14 protein-coding genes are annotated in these 17,183 nt (G+C 61.6%); 6 read left to right on the forward strand and 8 right to left on the reverse strand.

The window, feature by feature from the left end:
* Positions 1-64 precede the first annotated feature (64 nt).
* The 6 genes from nahK to PPUTUW4_RS15045 all read right to left on the reverse strand — a co-directional run bounded on the left by nahK (position 65) and on the right by PPUTUW4_RS15045 (position 8,111).
* Positions 65-2,659, reverse strand: coding sequence for a hybrid sensor histidine kinase/response regulator NahK/ErcS' (nahK, locus tag PPUTUW4_RS15020; RefSeq protein WP_041474888.1), 2,595 nt, complete (start codon positions 2,657-2,659; stop codon positions 65-67).
* A complete protein-coding gene (gene nosP / locus PPUTUW4_RS15025) occupies positions 2,628-3,785 on the reverse strand; it encodes a nitric oxide-sensing protein NosP (protein WP_007976600.1) in 1,158 nt (385 codons plus the stop codon). The genes nahK and nosP overlap by 32 nt, the downstream gene beginning before the upstream one ends.
* Positions 3,786-4,149: 364 nt before the next feature.
* The gene (locus PPUTUW4_RS15030; protein ID WP_015095440.1) at positions 4,150-5,334 is read right to left on the reverse strand and encodes a porin; all 1,185 of its coding nucleotides are present in this window, start codon (positions 5,332-5,334) and stop codon (positions 4,150-4,152) included.
* A gap of 209 nt (positions 5,335-5,543) precedes the next feature.
* Positions 5,544-6,350 (reverse strand): sulfite exporter TauE/SafE family protein, encoded by an 807-nt coding sequence (locus PPUTUW4_RS15035; RefSeq protein WP_015095441.1) that lies wholly within the window; start codon positions 6,348-6,350, stop codon positions 5,544-5,546.
* A gap of 9 nt (positions 6,351-6,359) precedes the next feature.
* The gene (locus tag PPUTUW4_RS15040) at positions 6,360-7,604 is read right to left on the reverse strand and encodes an FAD/NAD(P)-binding oxidoreductase (protein ID WP_015095442.1); all 1,245 of its coding nucleotides are present in this window, start codon (positions 7,602-7,604) and stop codon (positions 6,360-6,362) included.
* A gap of 165 nt (positions 7,605-7,769) precedes the next feature.
* Positions 7,770-8,111 carry a metalloregulator ArsR/SmtB family transcription factor gene (locus tag PPUTUW4_RS15045; RefSeq protein WP_007976596.1) on the reverse strand — a complete coding sequence of 114 codons (342 nt, stop codon included), beginning with the start codon at positions 8,109-8,111 and terminating at the stop codon, positions 7,770-7,772.
* A 96-nt stretch (positions 8,112-8,207) separates the two neighbouring features.
* Here PPUTUW4_RS15045 and PPUTUW4_RS15050 point away from each other — a divergent pair, with 96 nt between their 5' ends.
* Positions 8,208-9,071 carry an MBL fold metallo-hydrolase gene (locus tag PPUTUW4_RS15050; protein WP_015095443.1) on the forward strand — a complete coding sequence of 288 codons (864 nt, stop codon included), beginning with the start codon at positions 8,208-8,210 and terminating at the stop codon, positions 9,069-9,071.
* A gap of 117 nt (positions 9,072-9,188) precedes the next feature.
* Here the strand turns inward: PPUTUW4_RS15050 and bkdR are convergent, their stop codons facing one another.
* Positions 9,189-9,677 (reverse strand): Bkd operon transcriptional regulator BkdR, encoded by a 489-nt coding sequence (gene bkdR, locus PPUTUW4_RS15055; protein ID WP_007976593.1) that lies wholly within the window; start codon positions 9,675-9,677, stop codon positions 9,189-9,191.
* Between the two features lie 185 nt (positions 9,678-9,862).
* On the opposite strand from bkdR, the gene PPUTUW4_RS15060 reads away from it, so the two are divergent.
* The 5 genes from PPUTUW4_RS15060 (at position 9,863) to PPUTUW4_RS15080 (ending at position 16,093) form a co-directional block, all read left to right on the forward strand.
* Positions 9,863-11,098: a 3-methyl-2-oxobutanoate dehydrogenase (2-methylpropanoyl-transferring) subunit alpha gene (locus PPUTUW4_RS15060; protein ID WP_007976592.1), complete on the forward strand. Its 1,236-nt coding sequence runs from the start codon at positions 9,863-9,865 to the stop codon at positions 11,096-11,098.
* Position 11,099: 1 nt separating this feature from the next.
* Entirely contained in the window at positions 11,100-12,158 is a 1,059-nt protein-coding gene (locus PPUTUW4_RS15065; protein WP_015095444.1) for an alpha-ketoacid dehydrogenase subunit beta, read from the forward strand.
* A complete protein-coding gene (locus PPUTUW4_RS15070; protein ID WP_015095445.1) occupies positions 12,159-13,430 on the forward strand; it encodes a dihydrolipoamide acetyltransferase family protein in 1,272 nt (423 codons plus the stop codon).
* A gap of 18 nt (positions 13,431-13,448) precedes the next feature.
* The gene (gene lpdA, locus PPUTUW4_RS15075) at positions 13,449-14,831 is read left to right on the forward strand and encodes a dihydrolipoyl dehydrogenase (protein WP_015095446.1); all 1,383 of its coding nucleotides are present in this window, start codon (positions 13,449-13,451) and stop codon (positions 14,829-14,831) included.
* 242 nt (positions 14,832-15,073) lie between these two features.
* On the forward strand, positions 15,074-16,093 hold the full coding sequence (locus PPUTUW4_RS15080; RefSeq protein WP_015095447.1) for a branched-chain amino acid aminotransferase: 1,020 nt from the start codon (positions 15,074-15,076) through the stop codon (positions 16,091-16,093).
* Between the two features lie 282 nt (positions 16,094-16,375).
* On the opposite strand, the gene PPUTUW4_RS15085 is transcribed toward PPUTUW4_RS15080, so the two are convergent.
* Positions 16,376-17,149, reverse strand: coding sequence for a helix-turn-helix transcriptional regulator (locus tag PPUTUW4_RS15085; RefSeq protein WP_015095448.1), 774 nt, complete (start codon positions 17,147-17,149; stop codon positions 16,376-16,378).
* Between the last annotated feature and the right edge of the window lie 34 nt (positions 17,150-17,183).

Raw genomic sequence — 17,183 nt, forward strand, 5'->3', positions numbered from 1 at the left:
GGTACGATGCAGTCCCTGTGGGAGCGAGCTTGCTCGCGATAGCGGTGGCAGAAACGCCAGGTTCTCAAGGCCGGCCAAGCAAATGACTCATCGCCGTCTTCAGCTTCATCGGCCGCACCGGCTTGTGCATCAGGGTGTGGCCCAGTTCGCGGATCTGCTGCTTGAGTTCATTGCTGTAGTTGGCCGTGATCATCATCGCCGGGAGCGGTGACGCGCGCCGGGCATTGATGCGCGCCACGGCGTCGACACCGTTGCGATCGTTGTCCAGGTGGTAATCGGCAATCAGCAGGTCGGCCTCGGCGTGGAAATTGTCCACTTGCCGCGCCAGATCCTCCTCCGACAGCGCCGTCACCACCCGACACCCCCACCCTTCCAGCAAGGTGCGCATGCCGGCACAGATGGTCGCGTCGTTGTCCAGCACCCATATCCGCGCCCCCCGCAGGCGCTCGAGCATCGGCTCGCTCATCTGCAACGCAGGCTGCGGTTTCGGCGCGGTGGCGCTCAACGGCACTTCAACCGAAAACATCGAGCCCCGGCCCGGCCATGAGCGCACATGGATGGGATGCCCGAGGATGCCGGCAATCTTCTCTACGATCGCCAGGCCCAGGCCCAGGCCGCGATCCTGATCGGGGCGCTGCACATCACCACGCTTGAACTCCTGGAAAATCTCCTCCAGACGATGCTCGGCAATGCCCATGCCGCTGTCCCAGACTTCGATCGTCAGGCACTGATGATGCCGCCGGCAACCGAGCACTACGCGACCACTGTAGGTGTAGCGAATCGCATTGCTCAGCAGGTTGCGCAGAATCCGCGCCAGCAGCTGGATGTCACTGCGCACCAGCGCCGAACAACCGATGAAGTGCAGTTGCAGGCCTTCACTGCGCGCCACCTGGGTGTATTCGGCGGCCAGGTTGTCCAGCAGTTCACTGAGGGCGAACGGCGCAATGTCGGCCTTGATCACCCCCGCATCGAGCTTGGAAATATCCACCAGGGTGCCGAGCAGGTTCTCCACGTCTTCCAGGGAATTGCTCACGTTGCGCACCAGAATCTCGCTGGACATCGGCTCGCGGCGTTCCAGCAAGGCACTGGTAAACAGGCGCGCGGCATTCAACGGTTGCAGCAGGTCATGGCTGACGGCGGCGAGAAACTTGGTCTTCGACAGGTTGGCCTGCTCGGCTTCCTGCTTGGCCTCGCGCAAGCGTGACTCGACCAGGCGTCGCTCATCGATCTCGCGCAGCAGCTGGTCGTTGAGGGTGGTCAATTCCGCCGTGCGCTCGCGTACCCGCAGCTCCAGGTTCTGATACGCCTGATGCAGCGCCTCGGCGGTGCGGCGGCGTTCGGTGATGTCGCGGATCAGCACGAAAATCCCCACCACCTCGCCACTGGCCAGACGGTTGGGCACATAAGAGCGCAGCATGTAGCGCTCCTGGTTGTTGACGTTGGTTTCGGCGAACTCGAATGTCACGCTCTCGCCGGCCAATGCCCTGGCCACGTAGGGCTCCAGCCGCTGGTAATGCTGCTCGCTGTGCACTTCGCGCAGGCTCTGGCCGAGCATCACGCCGCGGGGCCAGCAGTACCACTCTTCGTAGACCTTGTTGGTGAACTCGTAGACCAGGTCGGCATTGAGGTAGGCAATCAATGCCGGGACGTGATCGGTGATCAGGCGAATCCAGTGTTCGCTTTCACTCAGCGCCTCGGCGTGCTGGTAGCGCTCGGTGATGTCGGTGAAGGTGTTGACGAAACCGCCGGTGGGCAACGGATGGGTGCGGATTTCCAGGACCCGGCCATCGTACAGGCGCTGCTCGCATTCGCGCACCGGTCGTCCGTTGCCATCGCGACTGGCCGGGGTCAGCAGGTTCAGTTCGCTGTCGGCGATCACCTCGGCAAACGGGCGATGGGCCGCCACCGGCGCCAGGCCGCTCAACTCCAGGAACCGCCGGTTCCACAACTCCAGGATGCCCTCGGCGCTGACCATCGCCACCCCTTGGGACAGGTTGTCGACCGCCCGTTGCAACAGATGCGACTTCTGCGCCACCGCCTGCTCACGGCGTACGGTTTCGCTGAGTTTGACGTCAGTAATGTCGGTGAACAGGATCACCCGCCCTCCTTCCTGGGTCGGCCGCTCGCTGACTTGCAGCCAGCGCCCGTTCTGCAGGCGGTAAAGCAGGTTTTCGTCGGCATGCCCGCGCGGCTCTTCAGTGAACAGGGCGTTGTTCATCATCAGCCGCTTGACCTCGGTCAGGCGCATGCCGGCGTTGATCCGCACCCGGCTGTTGCTCCAGAACGCCTTGAAGCGACTGTTGAACAACACGATGCGCTGGTCGGCGTCGAACAGCACGAAGGCGTCGGAAATGCTTTCGATGGCATCGATCAGGTGTTGGTGCGCCGTTTCCGCACGCAGGCGAGCTTCGCTGAGCAAATGATTGCCGGCCTTGAGTTCGGCCATGGCCTGGTTCAGGGCATCGGTGCGTTCGCGCACTTGCTCGGCCAGCACCACCGAATGCTGGAATGCCGCGTACGGATCGTTGCCGCGGGTTCCCCCGGACTCGACCCGCTCGATCAGCGCGCCATTGATGCGCTGCAGTTTGTGGTTTTCCAGGCGCAGCCCGGCCAGCTCGGCCTGCAGCTCAGCGATGTCCTGGGGCACGGCCACGGGCAATGGCAACGCCGGTGAAGGTCTGGTTGATGTGCATGCCATTGAACTGTTCTCCATAGGTGTTGAAACCCATCACCCGTTGCTCACGCAAAAAGCCGCCGATCTGATCAAGACTGCCGTCGTCTTCGAGTTCCAGACGCCGCAGGAAACAGTCGCAACCGATGGTCAGCAGCAAATCGCCCAAGCGCTCCTGCAACCCCTCGAACAGACTCTGCAGGTTCGGCAGCATCGGCCCCGGGGTCATCGCGGTGAGCACGATGCCGTTTTCCACGGCGCAGTAGAAACTCAGGCTCAGGTCCGGATGCACCTGCTGGATGGCCCGCACGTAGTACTGCTGGTTGATCCGCACCGCCAACGGGTGCGCGGCGAAGACCCGGTGATCGAGCTGCGCCACCGGTACGCCGATGTGCCGGGCGTACTCCTCGGCGGCCGGCTCGGCATTGAGCTCGAAGACCCGGCGCAAGGTGCTGTCGGCCCCGGTGACCACCAGCTTTTCGGCGCGGGGCAGTACGTGGTGGGTGGTGAACACTTCGAAATCCAGCCAGGTATTGACCAGCACCACCACGGCCGCGCCGCTGTGGAACTCGCCATCGAAGTACACATGGGTATGGGTCAGGTAGTTATCGTCGCCGGCCGAACCGCCGAAATGCGGAATGTCGCCCAAGGCCGCACTCAAGGCTGCCAGGACCATTTCTTCACGGCTGGACAGGCCATCAAGCAGGGTCAGGGCAAAGCTGTTGCCCTTGATCGGGGCCAGGGTGTTGCTGCGACAGCCACTGACCAGGCGCTCGACCATTTGCTGGGCGTCGATCAGGCTGAAGTGCTCCATCTGGTCGATCAGCTCGATCGAGATGGAAAAGTGCCGGTGGTCGAAACCCACCGCCGTCACGCAATTGCGCCCGTAGCCCAGCGGGGTGATTTCCCCGGCGCTGGTGCAGCCCGCCAGGCGAATGCCACCGAAGCTTTGCTGCAAGGCCTGGCCCAGCGCCTGCAAGTCGTATTCGGCGGAACAGAAGAACAGCACGAACCCCAGGTGCGGGTGCAACAACTGTCGTGCCAGTTCCTGCGCGACCTGTCGGGCATCGGTGGCCTGGGACATTGCACTGACGACGCCTTCGCTCTGCTGCATCCTTACCTCCCGCAGGTGCGTGTGTATGAGGCACGAGTGTACGAAGTCTGTGGGGTGCGACGAATGCTACTTGGGTAGCGGGTAGCCGCTTCGATGGGATGAGACAAATAAAGCTCATACCTGTGGGAGCGAGCTTGCTCGCGATGGCTGAGTGTCAGGTGATATTGATGTTGAATGGGCCGGCCTCATCGCGAGCAAGCTCGCTCCCACACTAGTTTTGGTCATCCGCAGGTGTTGCGTACACCCGGTAACCCTGTGGGAGCGAGCTTGCTCGCGATGGGGCCATCACAGCCAACATCCATGTCGCCTGACACCCAGCCATCGCGAGCAAGCTCGCTCCCACAATTATTTGTATTCCAGCCTGCTACCAGGTCAGCACCGCGCCCACGGCAAAGGTGTCGGTGTCTTCGTTCTGCTCGTCGGTGTCGTGACCGTTGATTTCAAACTGGTTGTACTCAGCCACCAGCTTGAGGTTGTCGTTCACGTCATGGAACAACGCGATGCCGCGGGTATCGTAGTCCGCGCCGCTGCCGACCACACCGTTGCCGTCGTCATTGGTCTTGCCGTAGGACAAGGCCAGGCGGTTCTTGCCCAGTTTGTAGGAGCCCTGCATCAGGTAGCCGTCACTGTCGACGTTGCGCAGGGTCGGCTCGCCGGCATTGTTGGTGAAAAACGGGTTGATGCCCTTGGCCTGGAAACCGGACCCGGTGAGGGACAAGCCGCCCATCTTCGCCTGCACGCCATAACCGACCCCCTTGGAGGTGACGGTCTCGACCGTCGAATCGGTGTTGTCCGAGGTCTGGTAGCTGCCGTTGACCCAGCTGTAGATCTTTGCCCCGGCCAGGTCGAACTGATAGGTGACTTCACTCTCGGTACGCGGGTTTTCCTGATAGGCCTTGCCCGTCGGGCTGCTGTCGTTGGTGTCCACCGGGTCCATGATGCCGACCGCCACGCGCAGTCCGTCCATCACCGGGGTGCGATAGGTGATCTGCGAGGTCGGAAACGGGTACGGGTAACCGGTGCCGATGTTGCCGAACGACACCCCGCCGCCATCCACCAGCCCCAACGTATCGCTGACCTGGCCGTAACCGGCGAGCATTTCGTCGAGCAGGATGTTGGAACGGGCGAACAAGCCGAAGTCCTTGCCGATCAGCACCTCGCCCCACTCCGGGTTGGCCACGGTGCCGAAGAACTGCCGCACATCGATGGCGGTGTCGGTGCCGTTGGTTTCGCTGTCGTTGATGGTGACCCAGAACGAAGCACGGGCGCCGAGCTTGAGATCGTCTACCTGCTTGCCCATGTTGAACCCCAGGTAGTTGGGCAAAAAGCCCATCTTGACCCGTGACTGCCGACGGTCGTATTGATCGCCGGCGCGGTCGACATCGCTGTTTACATAGAAGGCGTTGATATAGCCGTCGGTGGAGAACGTGGTCTGGTCCTTGTCGTACAGCATGATATCCGCCTCAGCCACCTGGCTCAGGCCCAGGGCAGACAGGCTGGCGATAAAGGCTGGCAGAAAACGATGCGTGACGTTCTTATTGTTGTGCATGGCGCGCTCCGAAACGGGGGACTGAGTGTCGGAGGCGATTATCGAAACCTGACGGGCGGCGCCATACGCTGCCTTGGGGCTGGTTTTGAGGTGCTTTGGATTGGCTGGCGGCGCGTGACCGCTATGGCGTAAGACCGCTCGTCGGCGAGGCTCGCCACTTAGGGTGTAGGCCTGTGGACCCGACTGGCATCCACAGGAACCGGTACCGGCTAGGCGTTGGCCTTGAGCAACATGTAGGCGGCGACCATCACGCAGATGCTGGCGAACCCGACCTGCAACGCCCGCGCCGGCACCCGGGCGCACAGCTTGCGACCGATGATCATGCCGATGATGCTCATACCAATGAAGGTGGCACCCACACTGTCGATGCGCACGCCGGCATGGAACGCGCCGATCACGCCGATGGCCGAAATCAGGCTGATCACCATCAGAGAAGTAGCGATGATTCCGCGCATCTGCACATCGGTCAGTTGCTTGAACGCCGGGACGATCAGGAAGCCGCCGCCCACCCCCAGCAATCCCGAGACCACACCCGTGACCGCTCCGAGCGCGGCGAGGGTTGCGGTGCATTTGGCGGTCCAGGAAAAGCGCCCGGTCTGTTGATCGAGCATGCAGTTTTTCTGGCCCCAGTTGGCGTGCCCGTGGTCGCTCGGGCCTTCGTCCTTGCGTTCACGGCGCAACATCCGCCAGGCCACCATGACCATCAGCAGGCTGAACAGGATCATCAGGATTTTTTCCGGCAACTGATGGGCGAAGTAGATGCCCACCGGCGAAAACACCGCACCGAGCGCGGCGATCAGCAACGCCGCGCGATACCGCACCAGGCCATGGCGCAATCCATCGATGGCGCCGACCGCTGCCGCACTGCCCACCGCAAACAACGCCACCGGAGCGGCCTGGGTCATGCTCCAGCCCAATCCCAATACCAGGGCCGGCACCGCGAGAATCCCGCCGCCCGCTCCAGTCAACCCCAATACCAACCCCATTACCACGCCAAACAGACTTGCCAGCAACATAGGGAGTTCTCAGTCGACCCTGGACAGACGCGTCAGCCACTCGCGACCCTTGAGCATACCGTTCCAATAGAACCACGGTAGCAGTGTTGCCTTGAGCCACCACGCCGAGCGGCGCGGCGTCGTCGGGTCAAGGGGAAAGGTCGGCAGCAATTTGCCCGCATAACCGAACTCGGCAAGGATCACCTTGCCCTTCTCCACCGTCAGCGGGCAGGAGCCATAGCCGTCGTACTTCAGCGGCAAGGGTTGTTGCTTGCGCAAGGCCAGCAGGTTTTCGGCCACGACCACTATCTGCTTGCGCACCGCCGCGGCGGTTTTTGCATTGCTGGTGCCGCAGATATCCCCCAGCGCGAAGACGCCTGGATAACGCGGATGCTGCAGGCTGTGGGGATCGACTTCACACCAGCCGGCGGCGTCGGCCAGCGGACTCCGGGCGACGAAATCCGGGGCCACCTGAGGCGGTACGACATGCAGCAAATCAAAGGTTTTTGCCTGGCGGGTGACAGTGCCTTCGGCGTCCTTGACCTCGAACCACGCGGTTTTCGCCGGGCCGTCGACCTTGACCAGATTCGAATTGAATGCCAGCCGGGCGTTGTACTTCTCGATGTAATTCATCAGCGGCGGGACAAAGGTCGCCACGCCGAACAACGCCGCGCCCGCGAGATTGAACTCGACGTCAATGTTGTTCAGCACACCGTTCCTGTTCCAGTGATCACAGGACAGGTACAGCGCTTTTTGAGGCGCTCCCGCACATTTGATCGGCATGGCCGGCTGGGTGAACAGCACCTTGCCGCCGCGCAGTTTCTGCACCTGGTCCCAGGTATAGGTCGCGTGCCGGTAGCTGTAGTTGGAGGTCACGCCGTGCTGGCCGAGGGTCTCCTCCAGGCCTTCGATTTTCTCCCAGGCCAGGCGCAGGCCGGGGCAGACCACCAGGTTCTGATAGCTGACCGTGCGCGCGTCACTGAGGATGAGCCGGCGATGTTCGGGGTCGATGCCGGTCACGGCAGCCTGCAACCAGTTGACCCCGCGCGGCATCACCGACGCCATTGGCCGCACGGTGTTTTCCACGTTGTAGGCGCCACCGCCGACCAGCGTCCAGGCCGGTTGATAGAAATGCCGGGAGTCGGGTTCGATCAGGGTGATGTTCAGCTGCGGGCTACGCTTGAGCAGGCTGGCGACAAGGCCTATGCCCGCCGTGCCGCCGCCGATCACCACGATATCTGCACTGATGGATGGGCCCCAGTGTTGATCGTTCATTGCTTGTTCCTTTTGCTGCACGCAAGGATTTTTCCAGTCAACACACAAAACTACTGTGGGAGCGGGCTTGCTCGCGAAGGCGGTGTGTCAGTAGACATAAACGTTGGCTGACACACCGCCTTCGCGAGCAAGCCCGCTCCCACAGGTTCGGTGTGTTGAACAAGATCAAGGTTGAACCCAGCTTTTAAGCACCGCCCCGCAATACAGCCCGGAGAGGGTTTTCATCACCTGGATCACTTCGTGACTGGCGAGACCGTAAAAAATGTACTTGCCTTCACGACGGGTCGCGACCAGTCCTTCATCGCGCAGGATCCCCAGTTGCTGGGACAGGGTCGGTTGGCGCACGCCGGTCATTTTTTCCAGCTCGCCTACGTTGCGCTCGCCCTGGGTCAGCTGGCACAGGATCAACAGGCGATCCTCATTGGCCAGGGCCTTGAGCAGCGCACAGGCCTTGGAGGCCGAGGCGCGCAGTTGGGCGACTTCACATTCGGTCAGACTGGATTGCATTTGCAGGATGCCTTCAACGTCACTTAAGCTGCGAACATTATGTTTTTACATAAAGTGTTGCAACTGACTTTTCCACCCCTGCACAGGTTCGTGTCCATGCCCGCACTGATTGAAGCTTTTCTCGACCCCGCCTCCTCGACCTACAGCTACGTGGTCTACGAGGCCGATGGCGGGCAGTGTGCGATTGTCGACCCGGTGCTCGACTATGACGGTGCGGCCGGGCGTACCGCGACCACCCAGGCAGACAAAATCATCGCCTTCGTCCGAGCCCACACACTGCAAGTGCAATGGCTGCTGGAAACCCACGCCCACGCCGACCACCTGTCCGCCGCGCCTTATCTGCGCCAGCAGCTGGGCGGAAAAATCGCCATCGGCGAGTCGATCAGCAAGGTGCAGGACGTGTTCAAGGCGCTGTTCAATCTGGAGCCAACATTTCGCGTCGACGGCTCGCAGTTCGACCACCTGTTCGCCCCTGACGAATCGTTCATGATCGGCAACCTCAGGGCGACCGCCCTGCACGTGCCCGGCCATACACCGGCGGACATGGCCTACCTGATCGACGGTGATGTGATTCTGGTGGGCGATACGATGTTCATGCCCGATGTCGGCTCTGCCCGTTGTGACTTCCCCGGTGGCAATGCCAACCAGATGTTTGCCTCGATCCGCAAGCTGCTGGCCTTCCCCGCCAGCGTGCGCCTGTACGTGTGCCACGACTATCCGCCGGAAGGACGCGCTCCCGAATGCATGACCACCGTCGGTGAACAGCGCAAAAACAACATTCACGTGCGCGACGGTATCGACGAAAACGCCTTCGTGGAAATGCGCACACGCCGCGATTCGGGGTTGGGCATGCCGACACTGTTGCTGCCGGCGATCCAGGTGAATGTGCGGGCGGGGAACTTGCCGCCGGCCGAGGACAACGGCGTGACCTACCTGAAAATCCCCCTGAACAAATTCTGACCCTGTAGGAGCGAGCTCGCTCGCGATGGACTTGAGGGCAACGCGTTTATTCAGAAGACTCGCGTTATCGTTAACCTCCATCGCGAGCAAGCTCGCTCCTACAGAGTGATCGTTATTTCAGTTGCCCAACGTCAGGCCATTGGCCGGCAACGGCAGCGCGGTTTTGTACCTCACCTGCTTGAGCGCAAAGCTCGAACGTATGTTCGCCACCCCCGGCACCTTGGTCAGAAAATCCATCATGAAACGCTCCAGCGACTGGATGGTCGGCACCAGCACCCGGATCAGGTAGTCCGGGTCGCCGGCCATCAGGTAGCACTCCATCACCTCGGGGCGGTCGGAAATCGCTTCTTCGAAATGTTGCAACGCCTCTTCCACCTGCTTCTCCAGGCTGACGTGAATGAACACGTTCACATGCAACCCCAGCAGGTCGGCATCGAGCAGCGTCACTTGCTCGCGGATCACCCCCAGTTCTTCCATGGCCTTGACCCGGTTGAAACACGGCGTCGGCGACAGGTTCACCGAGCGTGCGAGGTCGGCGTTGGTGATGCGTGCATTCTCCTGAAGGCTGTTGAGAATGCCGATGTCGGTACGGTCCAGTTTGCGCATGAGACAAAACCACCTGTTTTTTATGTTTATGCAGGTTTTTTATCTGTAAATGATCTTTAGCGCAACGAAACAGAGAGAAATATTCTTCTTGGGCGGGCCTATGATTGTTGTAGGACAAGATTTCATTTATCGAATGAAATCTGTCAGCTCACTACAAGAAATTCACAAGATCGAGCGTAGAAGCCATGACCCAAGCGTATGAACCGCTGCGCCTGCACGTCCCCGAACCCTCGGGCCGTCCCGGCTGTAAAACCGACTTCTCCTACCTGCATCTGACCGATGCCGGCACGGTGCGCAAACCCCCAATCGATGTTGAACCGGCTGACACGGCTGACCTGGCCCGTGGCCTGATTCGCGTGCTCGACGACCAGGGCAATGCCCTTGGGCCGTGGGCCGAAAACGTGCCGGTGGAGATCCTGCGCAAGGGCATGCGCGCCATGCTCAAGACACGTATCTACGACAACCGCATGGTGGTCGCCCAGCGTCAGAAAAAGATGTCGTTCTACATGCAGAGCCTCGGCGAGGAAGCCATCGGCAGCGCCCAGGCCCTGGCCTTGAACATCGACGACATGTGCTTCCCGACCTACCGCCAGCAAAGCATCCTGATGGCCCGCGACGTACCGCTGGTCGACCTGATCTGCCAGTTGCTGTCCAACGAGCGCGATCCGCTCAAGGGCCGGCAATTGCCGATCATGTACTCGGTCAAGGAGTCCGGTTTCTTCACCATCTCCGGCAACCTCGCCACCCAGTTCATCCAGGGCGTGGGCTGGGGCATGGCCTCGGCGATCAAGGGCGACACCAAAATCGCTTCGGCCTGGATCGGCGACGGCGCCACCGCCGAGTCGGACTTCCACACCGCCCTGACCTTCGCCCACGTGTACCGCGCGCCGGTGATCCTCAACGTGGTCAACAATCAGTGGGCGATCTCCACCTTCCAGGCGATCGCCGGTGGTGAAGCCACCACCTTCGCCGGTCGCGGCGTTGGTTGCGGCATTGCCTCCCTGCGGGTCGACGGCAACGATTTCTACGCCGTGTACGCCGCCTCCGCCTGGGCCGCCGAACGTGCGCGCCGCGGCCTCGGCCCGACCATGATCGAATGGGTCACCTACCGTGCCGGCCCGCACTCGACTTCCGATGATCCGTCCAAATACCGCCCTGCCGATGACTGGAGCCACTTCCCGCTCGGCGATCCGATTGCGCGCCTCAAGCAGCACCTGATCAAGGTCGGCCAGTGGTCCGAAGAGGAACACGCCGCGGTCAGCGCCGAACTGGAAGCCCAAGTGATCGCCGCACAGAAAGAAGCCGAACAGTACGGCACCCTCGCCGGCGGCCAGATTCCAAGCGCTGCGACCATGTTCGAAGACGTCTACAAAGAGATGCCGGAGCACTTGAAGCGCCAGCGTCAAGAGTTGGGGATCTGACATGAACGATCACAACAACAATATCGAGCTGGAAACCGCCATGACCACGACCACCATGACCATGATCCAGGCCCTGCGCTCGGCCATGGATGTGATGCTTGAACGTGACGACAACGTCGTGGTCTTCGGCCAGGACGTTGGCTACTTCGGCGGCGTGTTCCGCTGCACCGAAGGCCTGCAGAACAAGTACGGCACCTCCCGGGTGTTCGACGCGCCGATTTCCGAAAGCGGCATCGTCGGTGTCGCCGTGGGCATGGGCGCCTACGGCTTGCGTCCGGTGGCCGAGATCCAGTTCGCCGACTACGTCTACCCGGCCTCCGACCAGATCATTTCCGAAGCCGCCCGCCTGCGTTATCGCTCGGCAGGCGAGTTCACCGCACCGATGACCCTACGCATGCCGTGCGGCGGGGGCATCTACGGCGGCCAGACCCACAGCCAGAGCATCGAGGCGATGTTCACCCAGGTCTGCGGTTTGCGCACGGTGATGCCGTCCAACCCGTACGACGCCAAGGGCCTGTTGATCGCCTCCATCGAAAACGATGACCCGGTGATCTTCCTCGAGCCAAAACGCCTGTACAACGGCCCGTTCGACGGCCACCACGACCGCCCGGTAACCCCGTGGTCGAAACACCCTGCCGCGCAAGTGCCGGACGGTTACTACACCGTGCCGCTGGACGTCGCTGCGATCACCCGTCCAGGCAAGGACGTCACCGTGCTGACCTACGGCACCACCGTGTACGTATCGCAAGTCGCTGCTGAAGAAAGCGGCGTTGACGCCGAAGTCATCGACCTGCGCAGCCTGTGGCCGCTGGACCTGGAAACCATCGTCAAATCGGTGAAAAAGACCGGCCGTTGCGTGGTGGTGCACGAAGCGACCCGTACCTGCGGCTTTGGTGCCGAACTGGTATCGCTGGTGCAAGAACATTGCTTCCACCACCTGGAAGCGCCGATCGAACGCGTCACTGGTTGGGACACCCCTTACCCGCACGCACAAGAGTGGGCGTATTTCCCAGGGCCGTCCCGAGTGGGCGCGGCGTTGAAACGGGTCATGGAGGTCTGAATGGGCACGCACGTCATTAAAATGCCGGACATTGGTGAAGGCATTGCAGAAGTTGAATTGTCGGTCTGGCACGTCAAGGTCGGCGACATGGTCGTCGAAGATCAGGTGCTGGCCGATGTCATGACCGACAAGGCGATGGTTGATATCCCGTCGCCGGTGCATGGCAAGGTGATTGCCCTCGGTGGCCAGCCGGGCGAAGTCATGGCGGTTGGCAGTGTGCTGATCAGCATTGAAGTCGAAGGCGCGGGCAACGTTAAGGAGTCGGCGCAACCGGCTCCCGTTAAAGAAGCCCCGGTGGTCGCACCTAAAGTTGAAGCCGTGGTTGAAAGCAAACCGGTCGCTGCCCCAGCGCCGAAAGCGGCTGTATGCCAGGGCCCGATGGTTGCTCGCGCGGCCGATGAACGTCCGCTGGCCTCCCCGGCCGTGCGCAAGCATGCGCTGGACCTGGGCATTCAGCTGCGTCTGGTGCGTGGCAGCGGCCCGGCCGGTCGCGTGCTGCATGAAGACCTGGATGCCTACCTGGCTCAGGGTCAGTCGAATGCATCGACAGTCAGCAGCGCTTACACCCAGCGTACCGATGAACAGCAGATCCCGGTGATCGGCATGCGCCGCAAGATCGCCCAGCGCATGCAGGACGCCACCCAGCGCGCCGCCCACTTCAGCTACGTCGAAGAAATCGACGTCACCGCCGTGGAAGAGCTGCGCGCGCACCTCAACGAAAAACACGGTGCGACTCGCGGCAAGCTGACCTTGCTGCCGTTCCTGGTCCGCGCCATGGTCGTCGCCCTGCGCGACTTCCCGCAGATCAACGCCCGCTACGACGACGAAGCCCAGGTCATCACCCGCCTCGGCGCCGTGCATGTCGGTATTGCCACGCAAGCCGATATTGGCCTGATGGTGCCGGTGGTGCGTCACGCCGAAGCCCGCAGCCTGTGGGACAGCGCGGCGGAAATCTCGCGTTTGGCCACCGCCGCGCGCAACGGCAAGGCCAGCCGCGATGAGCTGTCCGGCTCGAGCATCACCCTGACCAGCCTCGGCGCCTTGGGCGGCATCGTCAGCACGCCGGTGCTGAACCTGCCGGAAGTGGCGATTGTCGGCGTGAACAAGATCGTCGAACGGCCAATGGTGATCAAAGGCCAGATCGTGGTCCGCAAGATGATGAACCTCTCCAGCTCCTTCGATCACCGCGTGGTCGACGGCATGGACGCGGCGCTCTTCATCCAGGCCATTCGTGGCCTGCTCGAACAACCCGCCACGCTCTTTGTCGATTAAGCATTTGTGGAGAAAGTCATGCAGACACTGAACACCACGCTGCTGATCATCGGCGGCGGTCCTGGCGGTTATGTGACGGCGATCCGTGCCGGCCAGCTGGGTATCCCGACAATCCTGGTGGAAGGCCAATCCCTGGGCGGCACCTGCCTGAACATCGGCTGCATTCCGTCCAAGGCACTGATTCACGTCGCTGAGCAGTTTCATCAGACGCAGCAGCACCATCAGCTTTCGGCCCTGGGCATCAGCGTTTCGGCTCCGACCCTCGACATAACCAAGAGCGTCGAATGGAAAGACGGCATCGTCGATCGCCTGACCACCGGCGTTGCCGCGCTGCTGAAAAAGAACAAGGTCCAGGTCATTCAAGGCTGGGCCAAAGTGGTTGACGGTAAAACCGTCGAGGTCGGCGACACACGCATTCTGTGCGAGCACCTGGTGCTGGCCACCGGTTCGAAAAGCGTGAACTTGCCGATGTTGCCGATTGGCGGGCCGATCATCTCGTCCACCGAAGCCCTGGCGCCGACATCCGTGCCTAAGCGCTTGATTGTGGTCGGCGGTGGCTACATCGGTCTGGAGCTGGGCATTGCCTATCGCAAGCTCGGTGTCGAGGTCAGCGTGGTGGAAGCGCAGGAGCGCATCCTGCCGGCCTACGACGCCGAACTGACCCAGCCTGTGCACGACGAACTGAGAAAGCTCGGCGTGAAGCTTTACTTGAAACACAGCGTGCAAGGCTTTGATTCGAAAGAAAATACCTTGCAAGTTCTAGCCCCGAACGGCGCGACCCTGAACCTGGAAACCGATCAGGTGCTGGTGGCCGTCGGTCGCAAACCGAACACCCAGGGCTGGAACCTCGAAGCGCTGAACCTGGACATGAACGGTTCATCGATCAAGATCGACAACCGTTGCCAGACCAGCATGCGCAACGTCTATGCCATCGGCGACCTGAGCGGCGAACCGATGCTCGCGCACCGGGCCATGGCCCAGGGCGAGATGGTCGCCGAGCTGATCAGCGGTAAATCCCGCGAGTTCAACCCGACCGCCATCGCCGCCGTGTGCTTCACCGATCCGGAACTGGTGGTGGTCGGCAAGACCCCGGACGAGGCCAGGACTGCAGGCCTGGACTGCATCGTGTCGAGCTTCCCGTTCGCCGCCAATGGCCGGGCAATGACCCTGGAGTCGAAAAGCGGCTTCGTGCGTGTGGTCGCCCGTCGGGATAATCATGTGATTGTCGGCTGGCTGGCAGTCGGTGTCGGCGTGTCCGAATTGTCCACGGCGTTCGCGCAAAGCCTGGAGATGGGCGCGCGGCTGGAAGACATCGGCGGCACCATCCATGCGCATCCGACGCTCGGCGAGGCGGTGCAGGAAGCGGCGTTGCGTGCGCTGGGGCATGCGTTGCACCTGTAAATCAGGGCGAGGGATGGTGGCAGGGATGGCCTCTTCGCGAGCAAGCCCGCTCCCACAGGGGAATGCATTCCAAATGTGGGAGCGGGCTTGCTCGCGAATTCTCAAGGTCAACGCGAATTATCTGCCGATCAGCCGATAGTCTGGGCTGCGATTTAGCCCAAGAATGAAGTATTGTTGTCCCCATCCAAAAAACGTCAGAAGCCTTGAACCGTTTCGGCGGTTGTTAAGTGATAGAGGGTGTCATGGGTAACGAAAGCATCAATTGGGACAAGCTGGGTTTTGACTACATCAAGACCGACAAGCGCTATCTGTCGTACTTTCGCAATGGCGAATGGGACAAGGGCACCCTGACCGAAGATAACGTGCTGCACATCAGCGAAGGCTCCACAGCCCTTCACTATGGCCAGCAATGCTTCGAAGGCATGAAGGCCTATCGTTGCAAGGACGGCTCGATCAACCTGTTCCGCCCGGATCAGAACGCCCTGCGCATGCAGCGCAGCTGCGCCCGTCTGCTGATGCCGCAAGTCGACACCGAGCAGTTCATCGAAGCCTGCAAGGCCGTGGTCCGCGCCAACGAGCGTTTCATTCCGCCATACGGCACCGGCGGCGCGCTGTACCTGCGCCCGTTCGTGATCGGCGTGGGTGACAACATCGGCGTGCGTACCGCCCCCGAGTTCATCTTCTCGATTTTCTGCATCCCGGTCGGCGCCTACTTCAAGGGTGGCCTGACCCCGCATAATTTCCAGATTTCCAGCTACGACCGCGCGGCGCCACAAGGCACCGGTGCAGCCAAGGTCGGTGGCAACTACGCTGCCAGCCTGATGCCGGGCTCCAAGGCCAAGAAAGCCCACTTTGCCGACGCCATCTACCTGGATCCGATGACCCACACCAAGATCGAGGAAGTCGGTTCGGCCAACTTCTTCGGGATCACCCACGACAACAAGTTCGTGACCCCGAACTCGCCATCGGTACTGCCGGGCATCACCCGCCTGTCGCTGATCGAACTGGCCAAGACCCGTCTGGGTATGGAAGTGGTTGAAGGCGACGTGTTCATCGACAAGCTCTCCGACTTCAAGGAAGCCGGTGCTTGCGGTACTGCGGCGGTGATCACACCGATTGGCGGCATCGACTACAACGACCACCTGCACGTGTTCCACAGCGAAACCGAAGTCGGCCCGGTCACCCAGAAGCTCTACAAAGAGCTGACCGGCGTGCAAACCGGCGACATCGAAGCGCCAGCGGGCTGGATCGTCAAGGTCTGACCTGACGCCTGAGACACAAAAGCCCCCCATCGGGTGACCGACGGGGGGCTTTTTGTTTGCATCGTACTGACGAGTCCCCCCCCTCTGTAGGAGCGGGCTTGCTCGCGAAGGGGCCGTCAGATTCGACATCATCATTGCCTGACACACCGCTTTCGCGAGCAAGCCCACTCCCACACTGGTTTTGTGTCGTTCGCAGATCTTGTGCACACTGAAAATCCCTGTGGGAGCGGGCTTGCCCGCGAAGGCAGTATGTCAGTCACCACAGAAGCAACCGGAAAAATGCTATTGATCATTAATGGATGCACCTGGTGTGGTCGGAGCTGCCACGATTGGAAATCTTTTGCCATTACCTTCAACCAGCAGCGGCGACTCAAGCCCAAACCGCCCCGCCATCTCCCTGCGCCCCAACGCCGTCAACGCCAACGCCCGACTGTCCAGATCCTGGGTCACCCATTTGCGCTTGAGCGCCGTTTGCAACAACGCCGCCCCTAGAGATCCACCCAGATGCGGCCGACGCATGCTCCAGTCCAGGCACGGGCAGGCAAAGCGGCGGCGCAGCGTGCTGAGATCCTGCACTTCAATCCCGAGCCCCTGAAACATTGCCGAACCACTGTCACTCAAGCGATAGGCCTGTTCGTCGGTTTCCTCCAGCCAGCCCGCTTCGAGCATCCGGTCATGCAACAGCACGGCCAGGGTTCCCGCCATATGGTCGTAGCAGGTGCGGGCAAATTGCAGGCGATCCGGGGTACGCGACTGGAAGCTCGGCGCGCTGTTCTGGCCGATCACCATCAGCGCTTCCAGGGCCTGGGCCACACGTTTGTCCGCCAGGCTGTAATAGCGGTGACGTCCCTGGACGTGCAGCCGCACCAGCGCCAGCTCCTTGAGCCTGGCCAGGTGGGCACTGGCGGTCGACGCGCTGACTTCGGCCACCGCCGCCAGCTCGGTGCTGGTGCGGGCATGGCCGTCCATCAGCGAACAGAGGATTTTCGTCCGCGCCGGCTCGGCGATGGCCGCCGCCACCTGCGAGACGCCCATGTCGTGTTGTTCTGCACTCATATTTCGCTCCCGGACGAATCAACGCCCTTTCGGA

Source organism: Pseudomonas sp. UW4 (assembly GCF_000316175.1).
Taxonomy (GTDB): domain Bacteria; phylum Pseudomonadota; class Gammaproteobacteria; order Pseudomonadales; family Pseudomonadaceae; genus Aquipseudomonas; species Aquipseudomonas laurylsulfatiphila.